The sequence below is a fragment of the Haloferax sp. Atlit-6N genome (assembly GCF_003383195.1).
Lineage (GTDB): Archaea > Halobacteriota > Halobacteria > Halobacteriales > Haloferacaceae > Haloferax > Haloferax gibbonsii.
The window spans coordinates 1-18,880 of record NZ_QEQJ01000004.1 but is presented as its reverse complement, the minus strand read 5'-3'; the positions used below and the strand labels follow the sequence as shown (position 1 = coordinate 18,880).

Below are 18,880 nucleotides of genomic sequence, written 5' to 3'. Positions count from 1 at the left end.
CTATCTCCGAATAGCAATGTCCCTTTTTTGGTTGGCTGCCCGGTTATTTGCCTTCGAGAAAAGAATCTCACCGCTTACCACGGGGAGGGCGTCACGAATCCGTCTCGGTTAGTTCGTCAATACGCCCGTAGGCAACCCGTCCAAATGTACTGCCAATTGCCAGATAAAACCGCATCACGACTGAGTCCGACCGGAACTTTGCTGACGTGAACTGGGTTGGCAGCTGGAGTGTTTTGCGCAGCAGCTTGTGCCGGAGTGAGTCCCCGGCTGTTGCAAGGCTCTCGATGAGCGATTGGACTGTCTCTCGACTCTGTGGAGAGAACGTCTCGACCGGATACTGTTCATCAAGTGTGAGTTGCCGGCCATGTCGGCGCTGTAATGCACTTGCCTGCCCAAGCGCGACGCCAAAGTAGAACGCTGCTCGGTGTTGTGTGCTGTGTGCGATGTGCTGTGCAAACTGTGTTGTCCGCGCTCGATGAAACGTTTGCGGAGAGGACCCCAGCTGTGGGGGGTTCGGTGGTGCAGTCGTCTCGAACCCGGGCCACGCTAGATAGCCCGACGCGTCGAGTGCATGGAGCTGAGCTAGCTGTGTGAGCACATGATAATGTGAGAGCCGGCTCTCCGCGTCATCCGCACGAACACGGCGAAGTTTCGTCAGATAGTTGTTGAGTAGCCACCGTGGAGACACAGACGTCTTGGTGAGGAGTGCGTCGGTGAGTTCATCAACAGGGTTGTCCAAGCGTGCTCGGTTATTGTGGAGTTCAACCGGGAGGGTTGCTGCGGCATATCGGCCATCGAGGATTGCTGCAGTGAGTTCCCACTGCTCTGGGGGCGAGAGAAGCAGCCAGTTTGCCACTTCAGTGAATCCACCGTCACTAAACAGCCAGCTCGGAAACTGCGCGCGATGGGCTGCAATGAGTGGTGAACATTGTGTCGGATCAATTCCCCCCGTCTCACGATAGACAGAGATATCGCCTTGGTCGTTATTGACTACTAATCTATAGTACCGGAGTTCGTCTGGAACTGGCCCATTGGCCTCGGTTGCGATTCTGGGAGCAGCACTGACTGGGTGCAGTTCATCCGATCGTACCGCCTCCAAGAGTCGCGAGACGAACGGAAGTGTATCCGTCGTCGTTGTCTGTGGATAGGGAAGCAGATAGGTCTGGAGTCCGTTCCGTGTCCAGCGACAGGCGTCGAGATACTCCGTTGCTGATTGGAGTAACAGTGCGGATTCGACGCGCAGTGGATGTGTGCGCCACGAAGTATCTCGTTCTAGGTGAGCAAAGGTGTCAACCTGCCGTGTCGAATACAAGCCCAGCGGATCGTCAGCCGTTCCGACAAGCTCCCCAGTCGTGTTTGTGACCATCCCCACGCCTTCCCCACGAGCACGACTGTTATGTTTTGTAGAGAGTTTCTGGATCTTTCGGGCTCTCATCGCCGCATTGAACACGTCCAGTTCACCAGGGAAGTACCACTCGCGCTGTGTTGCTGGGGGCACGTCTAGGCGCTCTGGGTGAACGTGGAGGCCAACAGTGACAACGACTCTGGGTTCGTCAGCAAACTGTTCGGCGAAGGCTGCTTCGAGCCGGTCGAACAGGCCATCTTCGGAGCCGACAAAGCTCACAGCCTCAATCAGCCAGCCATCAGGGTGATCTTCTGCGACCGTGCTGATTGCCGGTTCGGAATCCAGGCTGTCGGTCCACTGGAGGAGGCACTCTCGAGCATAGCGGCTGACATCGCCAGCGGATGCCCCTCCCAAACTGCCCCGCTGTGTAATACTGTGGTCGATCGCTTGGCCCCATGGATAGCGTGCATACCCGAGTAGTGGGACGATGTCTGCAGTGAGTGGCTGCACCGTGATGTCGCGTAGTTGTGGTGCTGGACCAGTGACGTCGATATGGAGCACGACGAGTTGGCGAGACATGTCCGTCTCATCAGCTGCGGTAAATGGGGCTAACTCAGTAGGTGTCTGGAAGAGTGCATACGTGTCGTCAACAACGGACTGCTCAGTCCGTGATTCGTTGAGGGCACCATACAGTACTTCGAGCTGACGCAGAGAAGTGATTGCTTCGGGGACGTATTCCTCGTATTCTGGCGCCACGGGTGGGGTGGTCTCGGTAGGCATTGTTACTCCGAATACGTATTCACGAAACCAAAGCCATGTTCGCGACGCTGGCCAATCCCACAGTCGAGTGCTAAATTCAGCAGGTAGCGATGTGTGTCATCCCGAACGCGATAGCCAAGCCGCCATTTCGAGAGAATGTATGTGAGTTCGACCCCGGCTGTCGGCTCAAATGGGAGGGCATACGTCACCCCGTCCTTGATCGGCTCAAACGAGTCAAAGATGTCACCAGTTATCGGGATGTCGTAGGTTTCAGTCGCACCGAACCGCTGGTGGCTCTGGGTGAGTGATTGTGCGAGGACTGCTCGAAACGGCTCGAGTCCATGTGCTGGCCGCCAAAACGTCGGTGAAGCGTCGTCAGCTGCCGTCCGGGTAGCCGTGAGATCATGGTCCGACAGTAGCGATGGGCTGAGCCGACAGACGACGCCTGTCGCGGTTTCGAGATAGCCGCGCGATCCTGGTTCACCGACATCCGGTGCGTGGACGCTGATATCGTCAACGTCGAACTCCATGTCACCGACTGTAAGCCGGTCAGTCGTCATGAGTGCCTCAGCAAGGGTGTCGAGGACCGCACGGTCTGGCGATGCAATCCGGAGCTTTCGGCGGTCGCCCGCTGTGAGCTCTCCCCAAGGAAAGATATTTGAAAACGAGAGGCCGACTGGCTCGTTCGACTCATGAATAGCCGAATACTCCGGACGCAAGCAGTCCCACAGTGCCGACCGAAGTGCGTGGTGGTAAGACCGGTCGTATGGCATGTTGACGGTCGACCGAAGAGAGACCTCAAGGCGCATTCACTCGGTGGATACCCTTTTGTCCACCTTGAGAATTGCCCTCCAGCTGTTGCGTAGAGTCACACAACGAGTAGCCCACCAACGATTGCAAGCGAGCCCAGTCCAAGGCAGATCGCCCAGAAGGACACACGCCGCACAACGCGCATCAAGAGATCGATTGTCACGTAGCCGACGCCCGCAGCCGTCACGAGTGCGATCACTGCGGTCGCAAGCGACATGCCAGCAAACCCACCATCAAAGACGGCAAGGAGGCTTCCACCGAGTGCAGCCGGGATCGAGAGCAGAAACGACAGTCGAAACGCAGCCGGGCCATCATGGCCACGGAACAACAGTGCACTGGTTGTAATCCCTGACCGAGAAATTCCCGGGAGAATTGCAAGCCCCTGTAGCGAGCCCACTAGGAGCGCGTCCCCGAGGCTAGCTGCGTTCCGCGTTCCGAAGTTGACCCCGGTTGCGAACCGCTGGATAACTCCAGTCAACACAAGCAAAACGCCGATTAGGATGATCACCGCTCCGCCAGTCAATGCCGAAACGACCTGCTCGAGGACGAGATATGCGGTCATTCCAACGATACCGGACGCAGCCGTCGCGACGGCGAGAAACGAAAGCGTGGGGGTCTCGCGAAAGGCGCTCTGCGGCCGCCACGTGGGGAGTTCCGCCAGCAAGGTAGTGAGTTCCGACCGATAGTAGAGCGTTGCTGATAGCGCGGTGCCGGCATGCAAAAACAGAGAATACGCCACCGCTTGAGTTGGCTGCTGCCCCAAGGCGGTGAGGACGATCGTGATGTTCCCTTCACTTGAAATTGGGAGCCACTCGAATACGCCCTGAAGCACGCCGACGAGAATCGCAATCACCCACGACTGGTCCATATCCTACAGGGTTTGTTGCTGCTAAATGAGTATTCTCATCGACTCTGTTGTGTGGGATGGGCTGGCGCCTGTCGCAGATTCGTCGTCTCAACGCCCGGACACCCTCGTTGTCAAGCTCTGTGTGATTGGCCACGAGAACACACGTTGTCTGGCGACTCCGACCGCGTGGACGATCCAAATATGTTTGAGTTCTTCCGGCTTCCAGATCGATTCCTTCGTACCACTCTGTGATCTGCCCGACGTAACACTAAAACAGCCGCTACAACACAGTAGACGCAATGAAAGCAGTTATTCTCGCAGCAGGTGAGGGGACGCGCCTCCACCCACTCACACAGACACGGCCGAAATCAATGTTACCGATTGGTGATCGGCCGCTATTAGAACATATCGTCGATGCAGTGACTGCAGCGGGGATCGACGAGCTCCTGTTTGTAGTCGGATACAAACGCGAGCGGATCCAGAACTACTTTGGCAATGGTGAGCGCTGGGACGCCTCCATCGAGTACGTGACTCAGGAGAACCCGCGCGGGACAGGTCACGCACTCCTCACAGCGGAGCCTGCAATTAGCGGTGACTGTCTGGTGATTAACGGTGACCGAATCGTCGAACCGGAGTTGCTACGCCGTTTACTCAACCGGCATGCCGACACAAATGGCGCCTGTTTGGCAATCACGGAAGTCACTGACCCAACACAGTATGGGTCGGTTGAGGTCCACGACGGACTTATCAACAACATTCGTGAAAAGCCAGCACCACACGAGGTGACGTCAAACCTGATCAATACTGGAGTGTACGTATTTGGGCCAGATATCTTCGCCGCGATTCGGCAGACAGAGCATCATGCCGAACTCAAACTCACCGATACCCTCAGGAACTATATTGATGAACACCCGCTCCACGCGGTCCATTACGATGGCTTGTGGCTAGAGCTCTCGCGTCCATGGGATCTACTCGCAGTCAACAATGGAATTCTCGCAACCCAAGGGTCGACAGTTGCTGATTCGGCTGTGATCCATGACGATGCAACGATCGGCGACCCAGTTGTGATCGGCGATCATTCAAGAATCCAGCCTGGTGCCCGTATCTTCCACGATGTCGTTATCGGTGACAACGTCACGATCGGCGCGAACACTATTTTGACAAATTCAGTCATTCTTGAGGATACGGTCATCAAGCCGGGGACCGTCCTGACCGACTGCATTATCGGGTCGGGAACAGAACTCGGGCCACTCAATTCGATTGAGGGCGGAAGCAGTGACGTTCGAGTCGATGACCAGATCTATCCAAACGTCAAATTCGGTGGTCTGATCGGTGATAACGTCAGAACGGGGGGCCACGTCACGGTTGAGCCAGGCAGTATTATCAGCAACGGTGTGACTGTCGAGAGTGGTGCGACCCTGACTGACCGGATCTCAGAAGACGTCCACGTTGTCCGTGGGTGACTCGCTGTGAACTGCCTCGGGGGTTGACCCCGAGGCACTCGCCTTGTTTCTCCGTCGATCAAGCCGTAAAGCTGCTCGGTGTTCACCGATAGTGACGATGACTGTTATCTCCGTATTGAGTCTCTCCGACTCGTAATCAGGGTTGACTACCTTGCATTCGCGTGAACGTGTCGATCACTCAGTAACACTAAATACTCATATGAGGAACTTGTTGTATCACCACAGAGGGCATCGGATTGCAGTTGCGTGCCGCTCTTGTTCACTACTATGTGCGGAATCACCGGCTATATCGGCGAACACACGAGTTCAGCAGTTCTCAAAACAGGATTACAGAACCTCGAATATCGTGGCTACGACTCAGCGGGGATTGCGCTGGTTGGCGACGAGTTGCAGGTCTACAAACAACAGGGTACGATTGACGGCCTGTCGATACCCACAACCGAAACTGCAACACATGGGATCGGTCATACGCGATGGTCAACACACGGGGAACCGACTGATGAGAACGCACACCCCCATACCGACTGTAGCGGAGACGTTGCTGTCGTCCACAACGGCATCATCTCGAACTATGACGACCTCAAACAAGAACTCGGTGGGCATCTGTTCGAAAGCGAGACTGACACGGAAGTCATCCCCCACCTGATTGAAGAGGAACTCACCGCTGGTGCCGACCTCCGCGCGGCCGTCATGCGTGCGTTAACCCGGCTCGAAGGAAGCTTTGCGATCGCCGTGACGCACGTCGAGTATGACGGCATCGTCGCCGCCCGTCAGGACAGCCCACTCGTCATCGGCCACGGTGACGAGGGTATGTATCTCGGTAGCGATGTGACTGCGTTCGTCGAGTACACACAGCAGGTGTCGTATCTCGAAGACGGTGACGTTGCACATATCGACGCCACCGGCATGACGGTGTTCAATGACGGAGAACGTGTGACGCGCTCCGTTCAAACCGTCGACTGGGATGCTACGGCGGCTGGCAAGGCAGGGCATGACCACTACATGCACAAGGAGATTCACGAACAGCCGACCGCGTTACGGCAAGCAATCTCGGGCCGAATCGATGAACTCGCAGGACACGCAACACTGGAGGTCGATCTGCGAGATGCGTTCCTCGAATCAATCGACGAGATTCACATCGTTGCCTGCGGGACGTCCTATCATGCAGGACTGTACGCAAAGGAGTTGTTTGAACCGCTGACGGATGTCTCTGTCCGTGTTGACCTCGCGAGTGAGTATCGCGTCCACGACGGTCACGATACCCAACGGACACTCGTCATTGCAGTCACGCAGTCGGGAGAGACTGCAGACACGCTTACTGCGATCCGGCAGGCGAAGAGTTGTGGGATGACCACATTGGCGATTACCAATACAGTCGGCAGTACGATCACCCGAGAAGTCGACGACGCGTTGTTCATCAAAGCCGGCCCTGAGATCGGCGTCGCCGCGACAAAGACATTCGTGTCACAGGTGACCATTTTGGCACTGTTCGGAACGTACCTCAGCCGCCTTCGAGGTACACTTGCTGCGGGTGATGCCGCCGATCTCCTTGCAAACATTCGCCAATTGCCGAGTGCGGTCCAGATAGTACTGGATGCTGAATCACAGATTCAACGACTTGCAAGTCAGTATGCCGATAGTGAGGCTTTCTTCTTTATCGGGCGGGCGCTTGGCTATCCGGTTGCCTTAGAGAGTGCGCTCAAGCTCAAGGAGATCTCGTACGCCCATGCGGAAGGCTTTGCTGCTGGCGAACTCAAACACGGCCCACTTGCGCTCGTGACGGAGGACACTCCCGTCATTGCATTGCTGAATAGCGGTGCAATAGCCGATCAAACCCGAACCAATGTCAAAGAAGTCGAGGCACGCGGGGGTCCCGTTGTCGGCCTTACGACAACTGGGCAGCCGGATTCGTTCTGTCGGCATACAATTGAGATCCCCGAACTCGGCCGCCTCGAGCCGCTTGTCTCAAACGTCGCTCTGCAGCTGTTTGCATATCACGTCGCAAACGAACTTGGCCGGTCGATCGACAAGCCACGCAATCTCGCGAAAAGCGTGACTGTCGAGTGAGACAGTCCATCTGTGTGGCTCTGTTGAAACCCTCAGGTGCTGATAGTTTGCTGAGGCCGTGATGAATACAGCGCGCAAGTCGGTCACTGACTATTCAGATTCTGACGAGTGATTCAGAGGACAGAGCTAACAGATAGAATAGGTTGATTGGAGTGTCCCATCCGACTCGTACAAGAAGTAAACATCACCGAGACAATCGGAAATGGAAACCTCAGACTGAGCTTGTCCCTCTGATGTAGTGGCGGATACAGTTACTGACCGAGAGTCTTCTGGCAACGATTCTTCAGTGATACCTGCAACAACTTCGGTCGTCTGTGCATCGGCAGTGAATGTGTATTGACATATGATGGTTCCATCACGCTCAACACCGATTGTCAGAGTCACATCGCGGTTGAGCGAATTTTCCACACGGATGTTATGTGGATACTCTCCATCGCCAGACACGATGAATGAAGCATTATCAATTGGGGTTGGTGTCGGTGTCGTAGATGAAGGCTGGTTCTGACTAAGACAGCCGCTCAACGCAAACCCTCCACTAATTGTCGTTACGAGAAATGCTCGCCGTCTCATGGTGTCAACGAATTCACAACTCGCCAAAGGCCTTCTGTTGATTTGAAATCTGGTGAGCGATACGCACACCCACCTGCCCGTTGTTCCGTGAGCTGTCTCTGCTGAACTCAGCCGCTACATTCACAGTTCCCGTCCGACAGAATCTGAGGGCTCTGTTGAGATCCTCTTGACGTTTTGCGATTTGCTAAGAAGCTAATTCCGCATCGGATCTGCGGAATCCGGTGGGAAGAGTGGCTCTCCTCAATGTCAACACTGAAGGATTTCAACAGAGCCAATCTGAGTAAATCGTACTGGTCTAGGGTTGTTTCGCCAGCAAAGTCACAGTCCGAAATTCAAGTGCTAACAGTGGTCTTCAATCCACTCACAGAACGAGTGGAAATCTTCTGCACCACACTGCTCTGCGATACTCCCAAGTGTTCCACGAGGAATCTCGCCGTGAAGTGGCACAGTCGGCCGTCGAACCTCGCCCGTGTCGGGGTTGACGTACTCCAGCGTGAGGTGACTCCCAGTTCGTGACTTCGGTTCGTACCCGAATTTCAGCAGCACTTTCGCGACTTCCCGGCCTGTGAACGTCGTTCGACCCACGTTACTCGTCCCACGGTGGGCGGCCTTCACTTCCGGTTTCGTCTTCGTTGAGACCGAGTTCTGCGGCCAGCTCGTCGTCGTCGACGGGCTCTCCCTTCCCGTGGTAGGCATCGAGGGCGTCAGCGAGCATCCGCAGTGCCTCCGCGCGGTCGTCGCCGAAGGAAGCGACACCCGTCTCGATGTCCTTTGCGGTGACTCGTCCATCATTCTCGTGGATGAACTCAACGCCCCCGTTACGGTTGTCACGAGTCGTGCTGGCCATCTCTACCAGAATTGAGTCGACCTCTACAAATAAGCGTTCGGACGGTCTTGCATCGAACTCTGACCGCCACCACAACCATCGGAGAAATCTTGCTGAACTCACCCTCTATATTCAACACGCGACAACTGTCAGGCTCGGAGGGTTTCAACAGAGCATCTGTGTCTATCGGGCTTGCACAGAGAACTCCGACGCTTAGAGTCAGATTCACGCTCGGCATAAACAACGGAACTGGCGGAACGTCCTCAGTGAGTCAGGAGTTCCAACGCCGTGTCAAGAGGTGTTGGAAAGCACTTGCTGTACCGCTGTTCGTAGCTGTTGTCCGATGCGTTCCCACGTATACGTTGACGCAATTAACTCGTGGCCAGCCCTCCCGAGCCGGGCGCGACGGGCGGGGGAGTCCAGTAAGCTGATCGTTTCGTCTGCCAACTGCTCTGCCGTGTCTGCAACAACCAGATGTTTGCCATCAATGGCCTGAATCCCCTCCCACGCGAGTGGGGTGACGACAGTCGGACAAGACAGAGACAGCGCTTCGAGGACTTTGTTTTGCAGACCCGCGCCGTATCGCATTGGGGCAACCGCGACATCAGCCAAGTCGAAATACTCGACTGGGTCATCAACGAATCCGGTGACGGTGACACCTGGGTGGTCGGCTAACGCAGTGACCTCCGCAGTTGGGTTTGACCCAACGATGAAGAACTCCGCCTCGGGGCGTGCTTCGCGAATCTGTGGGAACACTTCAGTCGCGAAGTACGTGGCAGCATCTTCGTTCGGGAAGTAATCCATCTTCCCCAAGAAAACGATTGTTCCTCCGTCAGTCGATGCAGTTGTTTCAGTTGGGGTATGCGTGCGATCAAGCAGTTCGGGTTTGACACCGTTTGGGAGGACAGACAGGGTGCTCTCGTCGCCCGCTGGGCTCACGAACTTGCGATCCTCCTCAGTCGTAATAAACGCGTGGTCAAACGACTCAACAACCGTACGTTCGTACCGAGCTAACCGCCGCCATTCAATCGGGTAAATCGCTCGCCACAGTCCTCGTGCACGAGATTGTGCGGCACGGTAGTTCCGCGAAATCGCATCAACGAGGTCAACGACCCGAGGTGTCTCTCGGTGACGGACGTACTCAGTTGTCCGCACGTGATTGCAGTACATGAGGTCAAACCGGTCCTCGTTAGCATCAAGCCACGAATCAAGCGCCGTAAACCGGTAGTAGTGTGTCTGCAGCGGATGTCGTGAGATGATTCCCCGTAGCGTGTTCATATAGAACCGGTACGTCGGATAGCTGAACACATGGACGGCGTCAAAGGTCTCTTCGAGCGTCTCGACGGCAGACCTCCCAACGGGTTCTTCGTCGACGACAAGCAGTTCGACGTCGTGGTCTTGCGCGAGTTCCCGTGCTGTGTAGAACATTCGGAGTTTAGCCCCACCGGTCAACGGATACGGGAGTCGCGAACAGAGGACTAAAATGCGAGCCATCAGGCGTCAGGCCTCCTCCAAGACAGCGTCGATCGTTCGTTGGACAGTGCGGCCAGTAGACTCCCAAGTAAACCGCTGTGCACGGTTGAGTCCACGGGTTCGAAGTTCAGTTGCAAAGGCATCATCGGTACACACATCAGTAATTGCGGTCGCAAACGCCGAGACGTCAGTTGGATCGACAGTTACCCCAGCGTCGCCGACGACCTCCGGGAGCGACGACCGATTCGACGTGATTACTGGCGTTCCAGACTGCATCGCTTCGAGCGGTGGAATCCCGAATCCCTCATACACTGACGGATAGACGAACGCTGTCGCCATGTTGTACAGTTTCGGCAGGTCCGAATCAGGGACGTAGCCGGCCCGGTGGATGAGAGAATCCGCCCAGTCTGCGTTGAGACGACGCTCTAACTCTGGCGCTGGGACGTGATGTTGGCCAACGATAACGAGTGGGAGCCGGTCCGTTTCTGGGAGTTTTCGGAGGGCATCAACGACTGTCGACAGGTTCTTTCGTGGTTCAATGTTGCCGACATAGAGGAGGAACTCTTCGGGCAGGTCGTATGCTTCTCTGAGGCGCTGCCGTTCGTTCTCCGACAGCGAGCGGGGTGTAAACCGGTCGTCAGCAGCGGGTGGGGCGACGGTTACCCGGTCGTCTGCCACGTCGTACAATCGGTGGAGGTCTTGTTTGGTACTCTCCGAGACAACGAGGATGTGGTCCGCTGTTCGGATCGAATTCGGGAGGAATGCTCGCAGGTACCATCGATATAGCGGCGTGTGGACCTCCGGGTGTACGCGGTGGACTAAGTCGTGAACGACGATCACGCTCGGGAGCGAACAGCGGGCCGGCTTGAGGAAATTCGGCCCGAAATAACAGTCGACGTTGTCGTGTCGGAGCGCCCGCCGAAGCGTTAGGTTCAGCCACCAGATCGGTTGGGCCGGGCCAAGCGCCCGTTCAGCAAGCACGAAGGGCTGTGCAACAGTCCTGGTGAAACGTGGCCCGTCAAACGCGATCTCACCCGCTGTTGCGGTATACCCTCGGGTCTCGTATGTGAATGCATCCGACGCCAAGACCCCGCGGAGATAGTTGCCGACTCCAGACGGGTTCCCGACCAACGAGCGCGCATCAAGTCCGAGGGTCACTACGACTGGCTTGTCATGAGTGGCTCATATATACTTCGTCTTCTCGGCTCTATCGTGTGTTGGTGGCCTCTTCTGACGTGAGCTGCTGACCATGGTGATCGGCATGCTCTAAGCGGGCAAACAAATCAACTAGTATAACCCCAGACAGCAATGGCCTGACGTGTGCAAAGCTATTGCCCCCACCAGTCCTTCTCTGTCGAAACAAGAAACCATCACAATCAGTCGTTGGTGCCACGAACCATCATGACCACGTCCTCGAGGACTTTCCAGATCTGCCGCGTAACGAGCATCACATCCAGGCTGAACGACTGCTCTTTGACGTACTGGAGATCGTAGCGGAGTTTCTGTTCTGGGTCCGTACTTTTTACATCGTTGACCTGCGCCAGCCCAGTCAGTCCCGGTTTCACAAACCATCGCTGACGCCATGACTGCGTCTCTGCAGCCAACAGTGGCTCCTCTTCAGTCCACACCGCGCGGGGACCAACAACGCTCATATCTCCCACTAAGATGGACCACAACTGAGGAATCTCGTCTAGGTGTGTTCGGCGGAGGACCCTGCCAACGCTCGTAATCCGATCGTTCTGGTCGTCATCGACCGGCTCGGCTGATTCACCCTCTGGGACCATCGACCGGAACTTGTACACGTCAAACGTCTCGCCGAAGACCGCCGTTCGTGCCTGCTTGTACAAGACTGCACCTCCATCGTCGAGTTTGATGGCAGCCGCAATTAGCACGATAATAGGAGTTAACACGAAGAGCCCAACCGCGGCGAAGATAACGTCGAATGCTCGTTTCAACATATAGTCTTGGACGTCCCAAGGCTCAACCGTCACGTCGACAATTGTGCCAACTTCCTCTTCTCCCGTAAGAACCTGGTCTGCATGGTCGCGGTGTACTTTCGCGTCCACACCGTGTTCGTAACATGCATCAAGGATACCGAAGAACTCGGCCCGGTCGGAGTGCTCGAAGGCTAAGATGACTGTATCAACGTTGTACTCAACGAGGATGTCTTCAATCCGTGAAAGCCCACCAAGCCGTTCAACACCGTCAAGTGTCATCCCACCGTCGGCGATAGCCGTTGCACCCTCGGCTGAGAATTCGGGTCGGTTCGGGAGAGAAGTTGTCGGACAGAGATAACCCAAGACGGGAAGCTCAATATCGGAGAGCGTCCGCCGGACTTCTTTGTGATTATCGCTCACAATGATTGCCCGTTGGCTCTCTTCCAGTGGCCGCTGCCGGATCCATACGAACCAAACCGGAAGGACAGTCAGTAAGACCGGCGTAATAGCGATGAGCGTCAGCCGTGGAAGACGATAGGTGTAATCGAAGTAGCCGATTGTTGCAAGTGCTAACACGGCTACGAACACACGTTTGTGGACGAGCGCAACGACGTCAATGATTCGTCGTGGACGGGGTTTATACAGTGGAATAAACGCCCCAGTCACGACAACAACCGCAGTCAACACCATTACTGCCCCTTCTGGAACCCCTGGAAGTGGTGTGACAAGTCGGTTCAGGACCGGGACCAGACTGAACAGTTGCTGAAACAACGGCCCATTAACTAGTGTCACGGTAAATGCCGTGACTAATGCAACCCCGAGAGAACTTTCAACGCGATACCAGAACCCCCTATTCATCGTTCCACAGGTATGTTGTTACCTTCTTTAACTGTTCTGTCCTGGAGCGCGCATGGCAAGTGTGTCTCAACCACACTTCTCAGAAACGGCAATTGATATCTTCCCCGCGCTAAAGCGCGAGGATTCCCGACCACCGTTGGGATATTGTGGTTTACGACGTGACCTGTTCTTGAGGTGCGAACGCACCAGTTTCCTTGTAGACCCCTTGATTAGGATGAGTTTCAGACTCATCCAAGTATCGATGTCAGGAACGTTCAGACAGGGGAATCTGAATCTCAAGACGTAAGTTTTCGTCAATCAACGTTCCACGTATGAAGGCGGAACCTACGTTGGCGGTTGTCCACCCCGACTTTTCACAAAGAGGTGGCGCGGAGTCTGTTGGCATGTGCGTACTTGAGACGTTACAAACGGAATATGATCTTACCCTCATCACGATGTCAACACCAGATTTTGACGCTTTGAATGAGTATTACAGCACTACTGTAGATCGTTCGAAAATTGAAGTTCGGACACACGGCCCACAACAGCGTCCGTTCACAACGGCGACCGCGTCGACCGTCAAGAGACTTACTGGCTTTGATTGTCTCCTGCTACAGATTGCAGGGTTTTATCGAAGTGTGCGGTCGGTAGCAGACGAGTTTGACCTACTTGTTAGTACATATAATGAACTAGGTGACTGCGGAGACTCGGTTCAATATGTCCACCATCCATTATTTGACCGATCAGTGCTTCCCGGGCGAGCGGGAACTGATAGTTCTGTTTACGCAGCTTACGATCGGGCCTGCCAGTTCATCGCAGGAGTATCTTTCACAGATCAGCGTGATACTCGTGTCCTCACAAACTCTGACTGGATGGGTAACCGTGTCAAACAAGCGTATGGCGTCGAGTCCACAACGCTTTATCCACCGATTGACACAGACAACACCCAGAGCGTGTCGTGGTCAGAAAAAGAACAAGGGTTTGTCACACTAGGACGGCTTTCTTCGGATAAGAATATTCAACGGAATATTGAGATAATCGACCGCTTACGTGAGCGGGGTCATGATCTTCACCTTCACATCGCTGGGCCTCCTACTGATCCCGAGGTCGTAACGGAAGTCACAGAGATGGCCCACGAGCGACCCTATATCAAGTTAGACGGGCAACTGTCAAGGAAAGAGGTCACGGCCCTACTCAACAATCATCGCTTTGGGCTCCACGGCAAAGAGTACGAACATTTTGGAATGGTTGTTGCAGAGATGTCGCTTGCGGGTATGCTGCCATTTGCTCACGACAGTGGTGGCCAACGAGAGATCGTCAACGAAGAACAGCGATTGCTTTACGAGGATATTGATGATGCAGTGGAGAAAATACACCACGTTCTAACTGACAGTTCAACCCAGTCGTCTCTTCGAAAATCTCTCCCAGATATTGACAGTCGTTTTGGCCGTTCTCGGTTCAAAGAGGAATTTCGAACAGTAGTGAAGAACTCATTAGCAGATTAACTCGTTATACTGATCTGTGCCCCGCTTGTTGTGCTGTTATCCGTGATGCGAATCCGCTCATCTTGAATCGTGTAGTTCCCGGGTTGGGGGATTCTAAGTTGATAAGTTCCATTCTCGTCCGATCTTGTTTGATACGTTACGGACACCTCATTTCCGCTCACAGTAGTCACCCCACGTGCAGTCACCTGCGAATCAGGTGCGGTGCTACCTGTAACCCTGGCACCAGGGACTAAAGTGAATACTTTCTTCGTACCATCAGCACTGACCCACATGGCTCGATAATGTGCTGTATTGCTTCCCCAGCCGTTGTACAACCGGTTATAGATAGTTTCATCACCAGATCGATTCAGTGATGGATTCTGTTCAACAACAATAAATCCAGTACGTGGGTTAAGAGTGTTAAACCAGCCTGTTGCATCGGTTGACACGAGGAAATTGTCGTAGTTTTCATATGAAAATTGGTAGCTTCTAGACTGGTTATTCACCAATCCATTGTATACACGACTCTGGCCCCAGTGACTCAAGACGTAGTTTTGTGGGTATTCCCATTCTTGTTGTTCAGAGTACTGGTCCATCCATGTGGCCGCATTATATGTTGTATCATCAACCGCGAGTTGATTGACCCGCAGGGGAGTCATGATCACGCCAAGGCCGCTGATAAGAAGAAATACCGCACTTACAGCGAATATCGTTTGTCGGCTCGGCATCTGAAGTCGAATCTCTGTATTCACTTCTGGTTTGCTTGTACCAGAGTTGCTTTGGGTGAATGTGACTCGATCTCCAACTCCAATAAGGGCGATAATATCGACAAGTGCGAGTCCACCGTAGACCGCTGCAAACATTGCAAGTGCACCCGCGAAACGCACTTGCAGAAGTGCCAGAGTAAACAGTAATCCAGTATATGACCCAATCAACAGCCACCCAGAGAGATTTCGATGATATGCAGTATATACGGACCTCAGACAGTACCAAAGAGAGAAGAATAGTGAGAGCCCGAAAAAGAAAATCGGGCCTGTGATCGTCCCATATGTCGGACTGAAAATCGACTTTACCTCTACGATATCTCGATCACCGCCAATGAGGCGAGTTACTTCTTCAACGAACTGAGTTCCGAACGTAGGGACAAGTTGGAATGCCACAAGGAGGATGGCTCCACCTGCAACGCAGATTCCAAGCAAAACGAACGCTCTCGGATGCTTTCGAGATCGAGCAACCTGGCTTAATCCAAAGACTAGCCCAAGCCCAATTGCGAGTAAGAATGTCGGGAGAATTATGTACATACGTTGCCAATTCAATGCGAGATGTACCACCATAGATAGCACAGCGCCAAGAGCGATGCCAAAAACTAGCGAGAGATCTGCGCCCAACCCAGAGTCGTGCTTCGCTGCCACTAACGAACGTACAACACCGTAGACGCCGAGTGGGAGCAATAATAGGGGCCCAGCATTCCATGCTAACACTTGTGCACACACACCGACACCAAGTACGAGGGTCCAACCAATTCGTGTGGGATCACCGAAACCACTCACTTCAGAAGCGGTGGTGCGATCAACGAGCTTGAGAGCTGCAAACGCAGTTATCGCTAACCAGATATAGTCAAACGCATGGTGGTCCGCGAAACCAATCGCAGTTCTATAGGCATGCACGGGTGTTACTGCTAGGACCGCAACCGCAGCAAGCGCGACACGTTGATTCGCAGTCAAGCGATACGCGATGAGATATGTGGCCGTGGCAGTGATAAGCGCTGCAACGACTGGATACCACGACAGAACTAGTTCTGCGACCTGTATTCCTCCTCCAAGTGCCTCAGTTACTCCAAGTAAGGTTGCAATTAGAAATGGCTCACCCGCAGTGATACTGTATGGGAGATCAAGTACCGATGCGTCCGAACTCAGTGTTCTAAACAGCCAGTATCGGTAGTAGTACGGGTCGTTTCCAAGTAGTACGACATCAGATCCACGAAAGACCGATTCAAACGCAAGTAATCTAAACGCCAACACAAATCCGATCACTCCGAGAAATGGAAGGACGACATTCGAAGGCGGGAGCAGCGAAGCGAGAGCAGAACTCGAGCGACTAGACGGATCCCGTTCGACCTGTTCTCCATCAAGCGCGGCACGGACCGCAGCCGGGTCTGCGACTTTGTATCCGTCATTTGCTTTTTCGACGATTCCTCGACTTACAAGCTCACCAAATAGCCCCGAACCAATATCAAGATCATCGAACGTCCAAACATCATCCTGGGCATCGATCTCCAGTACTTGTTGGAGATCCGGTTTGATCTCTGGCCGATCAGTAAGCAGAGAGTTCGTTGCCTCCCAGACCTCACTCATTGGTTAACGCCTCGGGGCACTAGCCTTTAAATTCAACTCTTGCAAGTGTGTCGACTAGGCCCTGTTGAAATCCTCATCACGTCTGGCGATTTGCTGAGTGCAAGTTTCCAACAGCATCGCAAAAACCAGTGGGATGAGTGGCTCTCTGCACCGTCAACGCTGAATGATTTGACAGACCGTCGCTATTTCGCCATTTCGCTATTTCGCTCTGAGGTGGCCAACGAGAGGGATGAGATGCCTCAAGAGCACCCAGTTCAACCCACAGTCTTTCTTTTCTCGTTGTTCGCTTGTACGCCAACGATACTACCGACTAGCAGCCAGAACGGAACGAGATAGGTGAATCGGATGTTTATGACCCAAAACAGCACAGCAAGATACCCAACCAGGCTAGCCAGTAGACCCACAGTAACAACAGTCTCTGAGAGTTGCTCTGTGGAACGGTACAGACCCCACGCGTTCCACAAGCCTACAGTGATCGCAGACATATAAAAGATAAATCCAGGAAGACCAGTCTCTGTCAGTAATGCCAAGTAGAGGTTGTGAATTGGATAGGCGAGTACTTGGCCTGCAGGCTTGGCGATCCCGTATTTAGCACCGAGATATGGGAAGTTACCTCCGCCGATACCAAAGATTGGGTCGCGGAAAAACAGGTATGCAGCAAGGACGTATTGCTGAAGCCGGACGCCAAGCGTGTCGAGGTTAAAAAATGGTATCGATGGGGGAGTTACATCAGTCGAGTTTATGACTCCATCAGAAATACCAGCGTCACCTGTGCTAGCTGTTTCGCCGGTGTTGGGTGGGGTTGCATCTGTGGTGTACGTCGGATAGAGTAGGGAACCTACACTCACAAGTAGTGTAAACGCAAGTGGAACCAGCCTCCACATCACTTTGCGCTGAACAGTCCGAATATACGCCCTGTTTTTCCATACAAGCAGCGTAACGAACATGAGAATTGAGATAAGAGCTGCAGCACGTGCGGCATCTTTGGCGGTCAATCGGAGTACAATAGACATAATCGCCGTTACTGAAAGGAGACAAATCCGTACCACACTCTGATATTCATACGCAAGGGCGAGTGTGATGGGGAGTGCCATTACAACTAGCACTGAGAGTGGACCACTCCCACCAGAGAATCCACTTATTATGACTCCGATTTTATATTCGCCAAGTAGCCCTAGACTCACGAAATTTGTCCAACTCATACGCCCAGTTTCACCGAGAAATGAAAATCCGAATGGCTTCTGGTTGATGAATTGGGCTATGCCAAACACCGTGTGCCCAGCAACCGCGATAACAAAGCTGATCATCACATCATATAGATCGAGTATGCCAGAACGGACACACCGATACCCCACACTCAGTGCTAACAGTCCGAATGACATATATATCGAATAGTACAGCGCGACACTCCGCTGTTCTGGGTTTCCAATGAGCGCAGAGGCAATACTCCACAAAACAAACAGGGAAAGAAGAACCTCTGGGACCGTGATTGTCCCAAGTGAAAACTCACCATCATATATAAGAATACCAATCAGTACGACAAGTGGCAGATGTAGCAACCAAATCTTTGGTCCAAGACTGCCTGGGAACGATCCACTATACCCGAATAGTGGTACGTCCGCCGCGAAGGTTGAAGTGACAACGAGTAGAACGCCCATCGAAAGTCGAACGCGACCGGTAATGACCGAGAGCAACAGGTAGGCAAATCCGGTCACAGCAACACCGACTAAGAGAGGAATCGGAATCGGTAATTGTAGCGTGTGGACTGTTTTAGCAAAAACAGGTGTCAGCAGAATGAGGCCAGTAACCAAAAACAGCGAGAATACTGTGGATGCTTTTCGGGAGTTGCCCATCGCGTAGTCTTCCAGTTGTCGTAGACTCTTCCCAGCGAATTTCATCTAATTGCTAGCAGATATTTATACGAGGTGTATATCTGTTTTGAATCGGATTTGAGATTCTGCGATATAGTGTGTATTCTATTCTATAGTAACCGTTAGAACTTTTTGCACGGGAACTGTTGCAAGAGATAGTGAAGCATCTCGACGAGATCACCGTCGAGGAATTGCACGATGCCCTCGACAACGTGGACGGAAAGAAGCCGACACAAC

13 protein-coding genes are annotated in these 18,880 nt (G+C 53.6%); 3 read left to right on the top strand and 10 right to left on the bottom strand.

Going from position 1 to position 18,880, the window contains the following annotated elements; translation table 11 throughout:
- Nucleotides 1-91: 91 nt before the first annotated feature.
- The 3 genes from DEQ92_RS23235 to DEQ92_RS14155 are packed head-to-tail and all read right to left on the bottom strand — an operon-like array spanning nucleotide 92 to nucleotide 3,782.
- Complete coding sequence (locus tag DEQ92_RS23235) at nucleotides 92-2,125, bottom strand: hypothetical protein (RefSeq protein ID WP_147299497.1); 2,034 nt, start codon at nucleotides 2,123-2,125, stop codon at nucleotides 92-94.
- Nucleotides 2,126-2,127: 2 nt separating this feature from the next.
- Nucleotides 2,128-2,913 (bottom strand): CRISPR-associated endoribonuclease Cas6, encoded by a 786-nt coding sequence (locus DEQ92_RS14160; protein WP_115821038.1) that lies wholly within the window; start codon nucleotides 2,911-2,913, stop codon nucleotides 2,128-2,130.
- Between the two features lie 59 nt (nucleotides 2,914-2,972).
- A complete protein-coding gene (locus DEQ92_RS14155; RefSeq protein ID WP_115821037.1) occupies nucleotides 2,973-3,782 on the bottom strand; it encodes an undecaprenyl-diphosphate phosphatase in 810 nt (269 codons plus the stop codon).
- A 278-nt stretch (nucleotides 3,783-4,060) separates the two neighbouring features.
- Between DEQ92_RS14155 and glmU the strand changes: the two genes are divergently transcribed.
- Together glmU and glmS are read left to right on the top strand one after the other, a co-directional pair.
- Nucleotides 4,061-5,224: a bifunctional sugar-1-phosphate nucleotidylyltransferase/acetyltransferase gene (glmU, locus tag DEQ92_RS14150; protein ID WP_115821036.1), complete on the top strand. Its 1,164-nt coding sequence runs from the start codon at nucleotides 4,061-4,063 to the stop codon at nucleotides 5,222-5,224.
- Between the two features lie 267 nt (nucleotides 5,225-5,491).
- A complete protein-coding gene (gene glmS, locus DEQ92_RS14145) occupies nucleotides 5,492-7,291 on the top strand; it encodes a glutamine--fructose-6-phosphate transaminase (isomerizing) (protein ID WP_115821116.1) in 1,800 nt (599 codons plus the stop codon).
- Between the two features lie 909 nt (nucleotides 7,292-8,200).
- On the opposite strand, the gene DEQ92_RS14140 is transcribed toward glmS, so the two are convergent.
- The 5 genes from DEQ92_RS14140 to DEQ92_RS14115 all read right to left on the bottom strand — a co-directional run bounded on the left by DEQ92_RS14140 (nucleotide 8,201) and on the right by DEQ92_RS14115 (nucleotide 12,955).
- Complete coding sequence (locus tag DEQ92_RS14140; RefSeq protein WP_115821035.1) at nucleotides 8,201-8,446, bottom strand: type II toxin-antitoxin system HicA family toxin; 246 nt, start codon at nucleotides 8,444-8,446, stop codon at nucleotides 8,201-8,203.
- Between the two features lies 1 nt (nucleotide 8,447).
- Nucleotides 8,448-8,708, bottom strand: coding sequence for a hypothetical protein (locus DEQ92_RS14135; RefSeq protein ID WP_115821034.1), 261 nt, complete (start codon nucleotides 8,706-8,708; stop codon nucleotides 8,448-8,450).
- A 270-nt stretch (nucleotides 8,709-8,978) separates the two neighbouring features.
- Entirely contained in the window at nucleotides 8,979-10,115 is a 1,137-nt protein-coding gene (locus DEQ92_RS14125) for a glycosyltransferase (protein ID WP_158547630.1), read from the bottom strand.
- 72 nt (nucleotides 10,116-10,187) lie between these two features.
- The gene (locus tag DEQ92_RS14120) at nucleotides 10,188-11,318 is read right to left on the bottom strand and encodes a glycosyltransferase family 1 protein (RefSeq protein WP_115821031.1); all 1,131 of its coding nucleotides are present in this window, start codon (nucleotides 11,316-11,318) and stop codon (nucleotides 10,188-10,190) included.
- 218 nt (nucleotides 11,319-11,536) lie between these two features.
- Nucleotides 11,537-12,955, bottom strand: a complete 1,419-nt coding sequence (locus DEQ92_RS14115) for a sugar transferase (RefSeq protein ID WP_115821030.1) — start codon at nucleotides 12,953-12,955, stop codon at nucleotides 11,537-11,539.
- A 311-nt stretch (nucleotides 12,956-13,266) separates the two neighbouring features.
- Between DEQ92_RS14115 and DEQ92_RS14110 the strand changes: the two genes are divergently transcribed.
- Nucleotides 13,267-14,439, top strand: coding sequence for a glycosyltransferase family 4 protein (locus DEQ92_RS14110; protein ID WP_115821029.1), 1,173 nt, complete (start codon nucleotides 13,267-13,269; stop codon nucleotides 14,437-14,439).
- On the opposite strand, the gene DEQ92_RS14105 is transcribed toward DEQ92_RS14110, so the two are convergent.
- Both DEQ92_RS14105 and DEQ92_RS14100 read right to left on the bottom strand, forming a co-directional pair.
- Entirely contained in the window at nucleotides 14,436-16,772 is a 2,337-nt protein-coding gene (locus tag DEQ92_RS14105; RefSeq protein ID WP_115821028.1) for an STT3 domain-containing protein, read from the bottom strand. The two genes, DEQ92_RS14110 and DEQ92_RS14105, sit on opposite strands and share 4 nt — an antisense overlap.
- 254 nt (nucleotides 16,773-17,026) lie before the next feature.
- Nucleotides 17,027-18,670, bottom strand: a complete 1,644-nt coding sequence (locus DEQ92_RS14100; protein ID WP_115821027.1) for an O-antigen ligase — start codon at nucleotides 18,668-18,670, stop codon at nucleotides 17,027-17,029.
- Nucleotides 18,671-18,880: the final 210 nt, after the last annotated feature.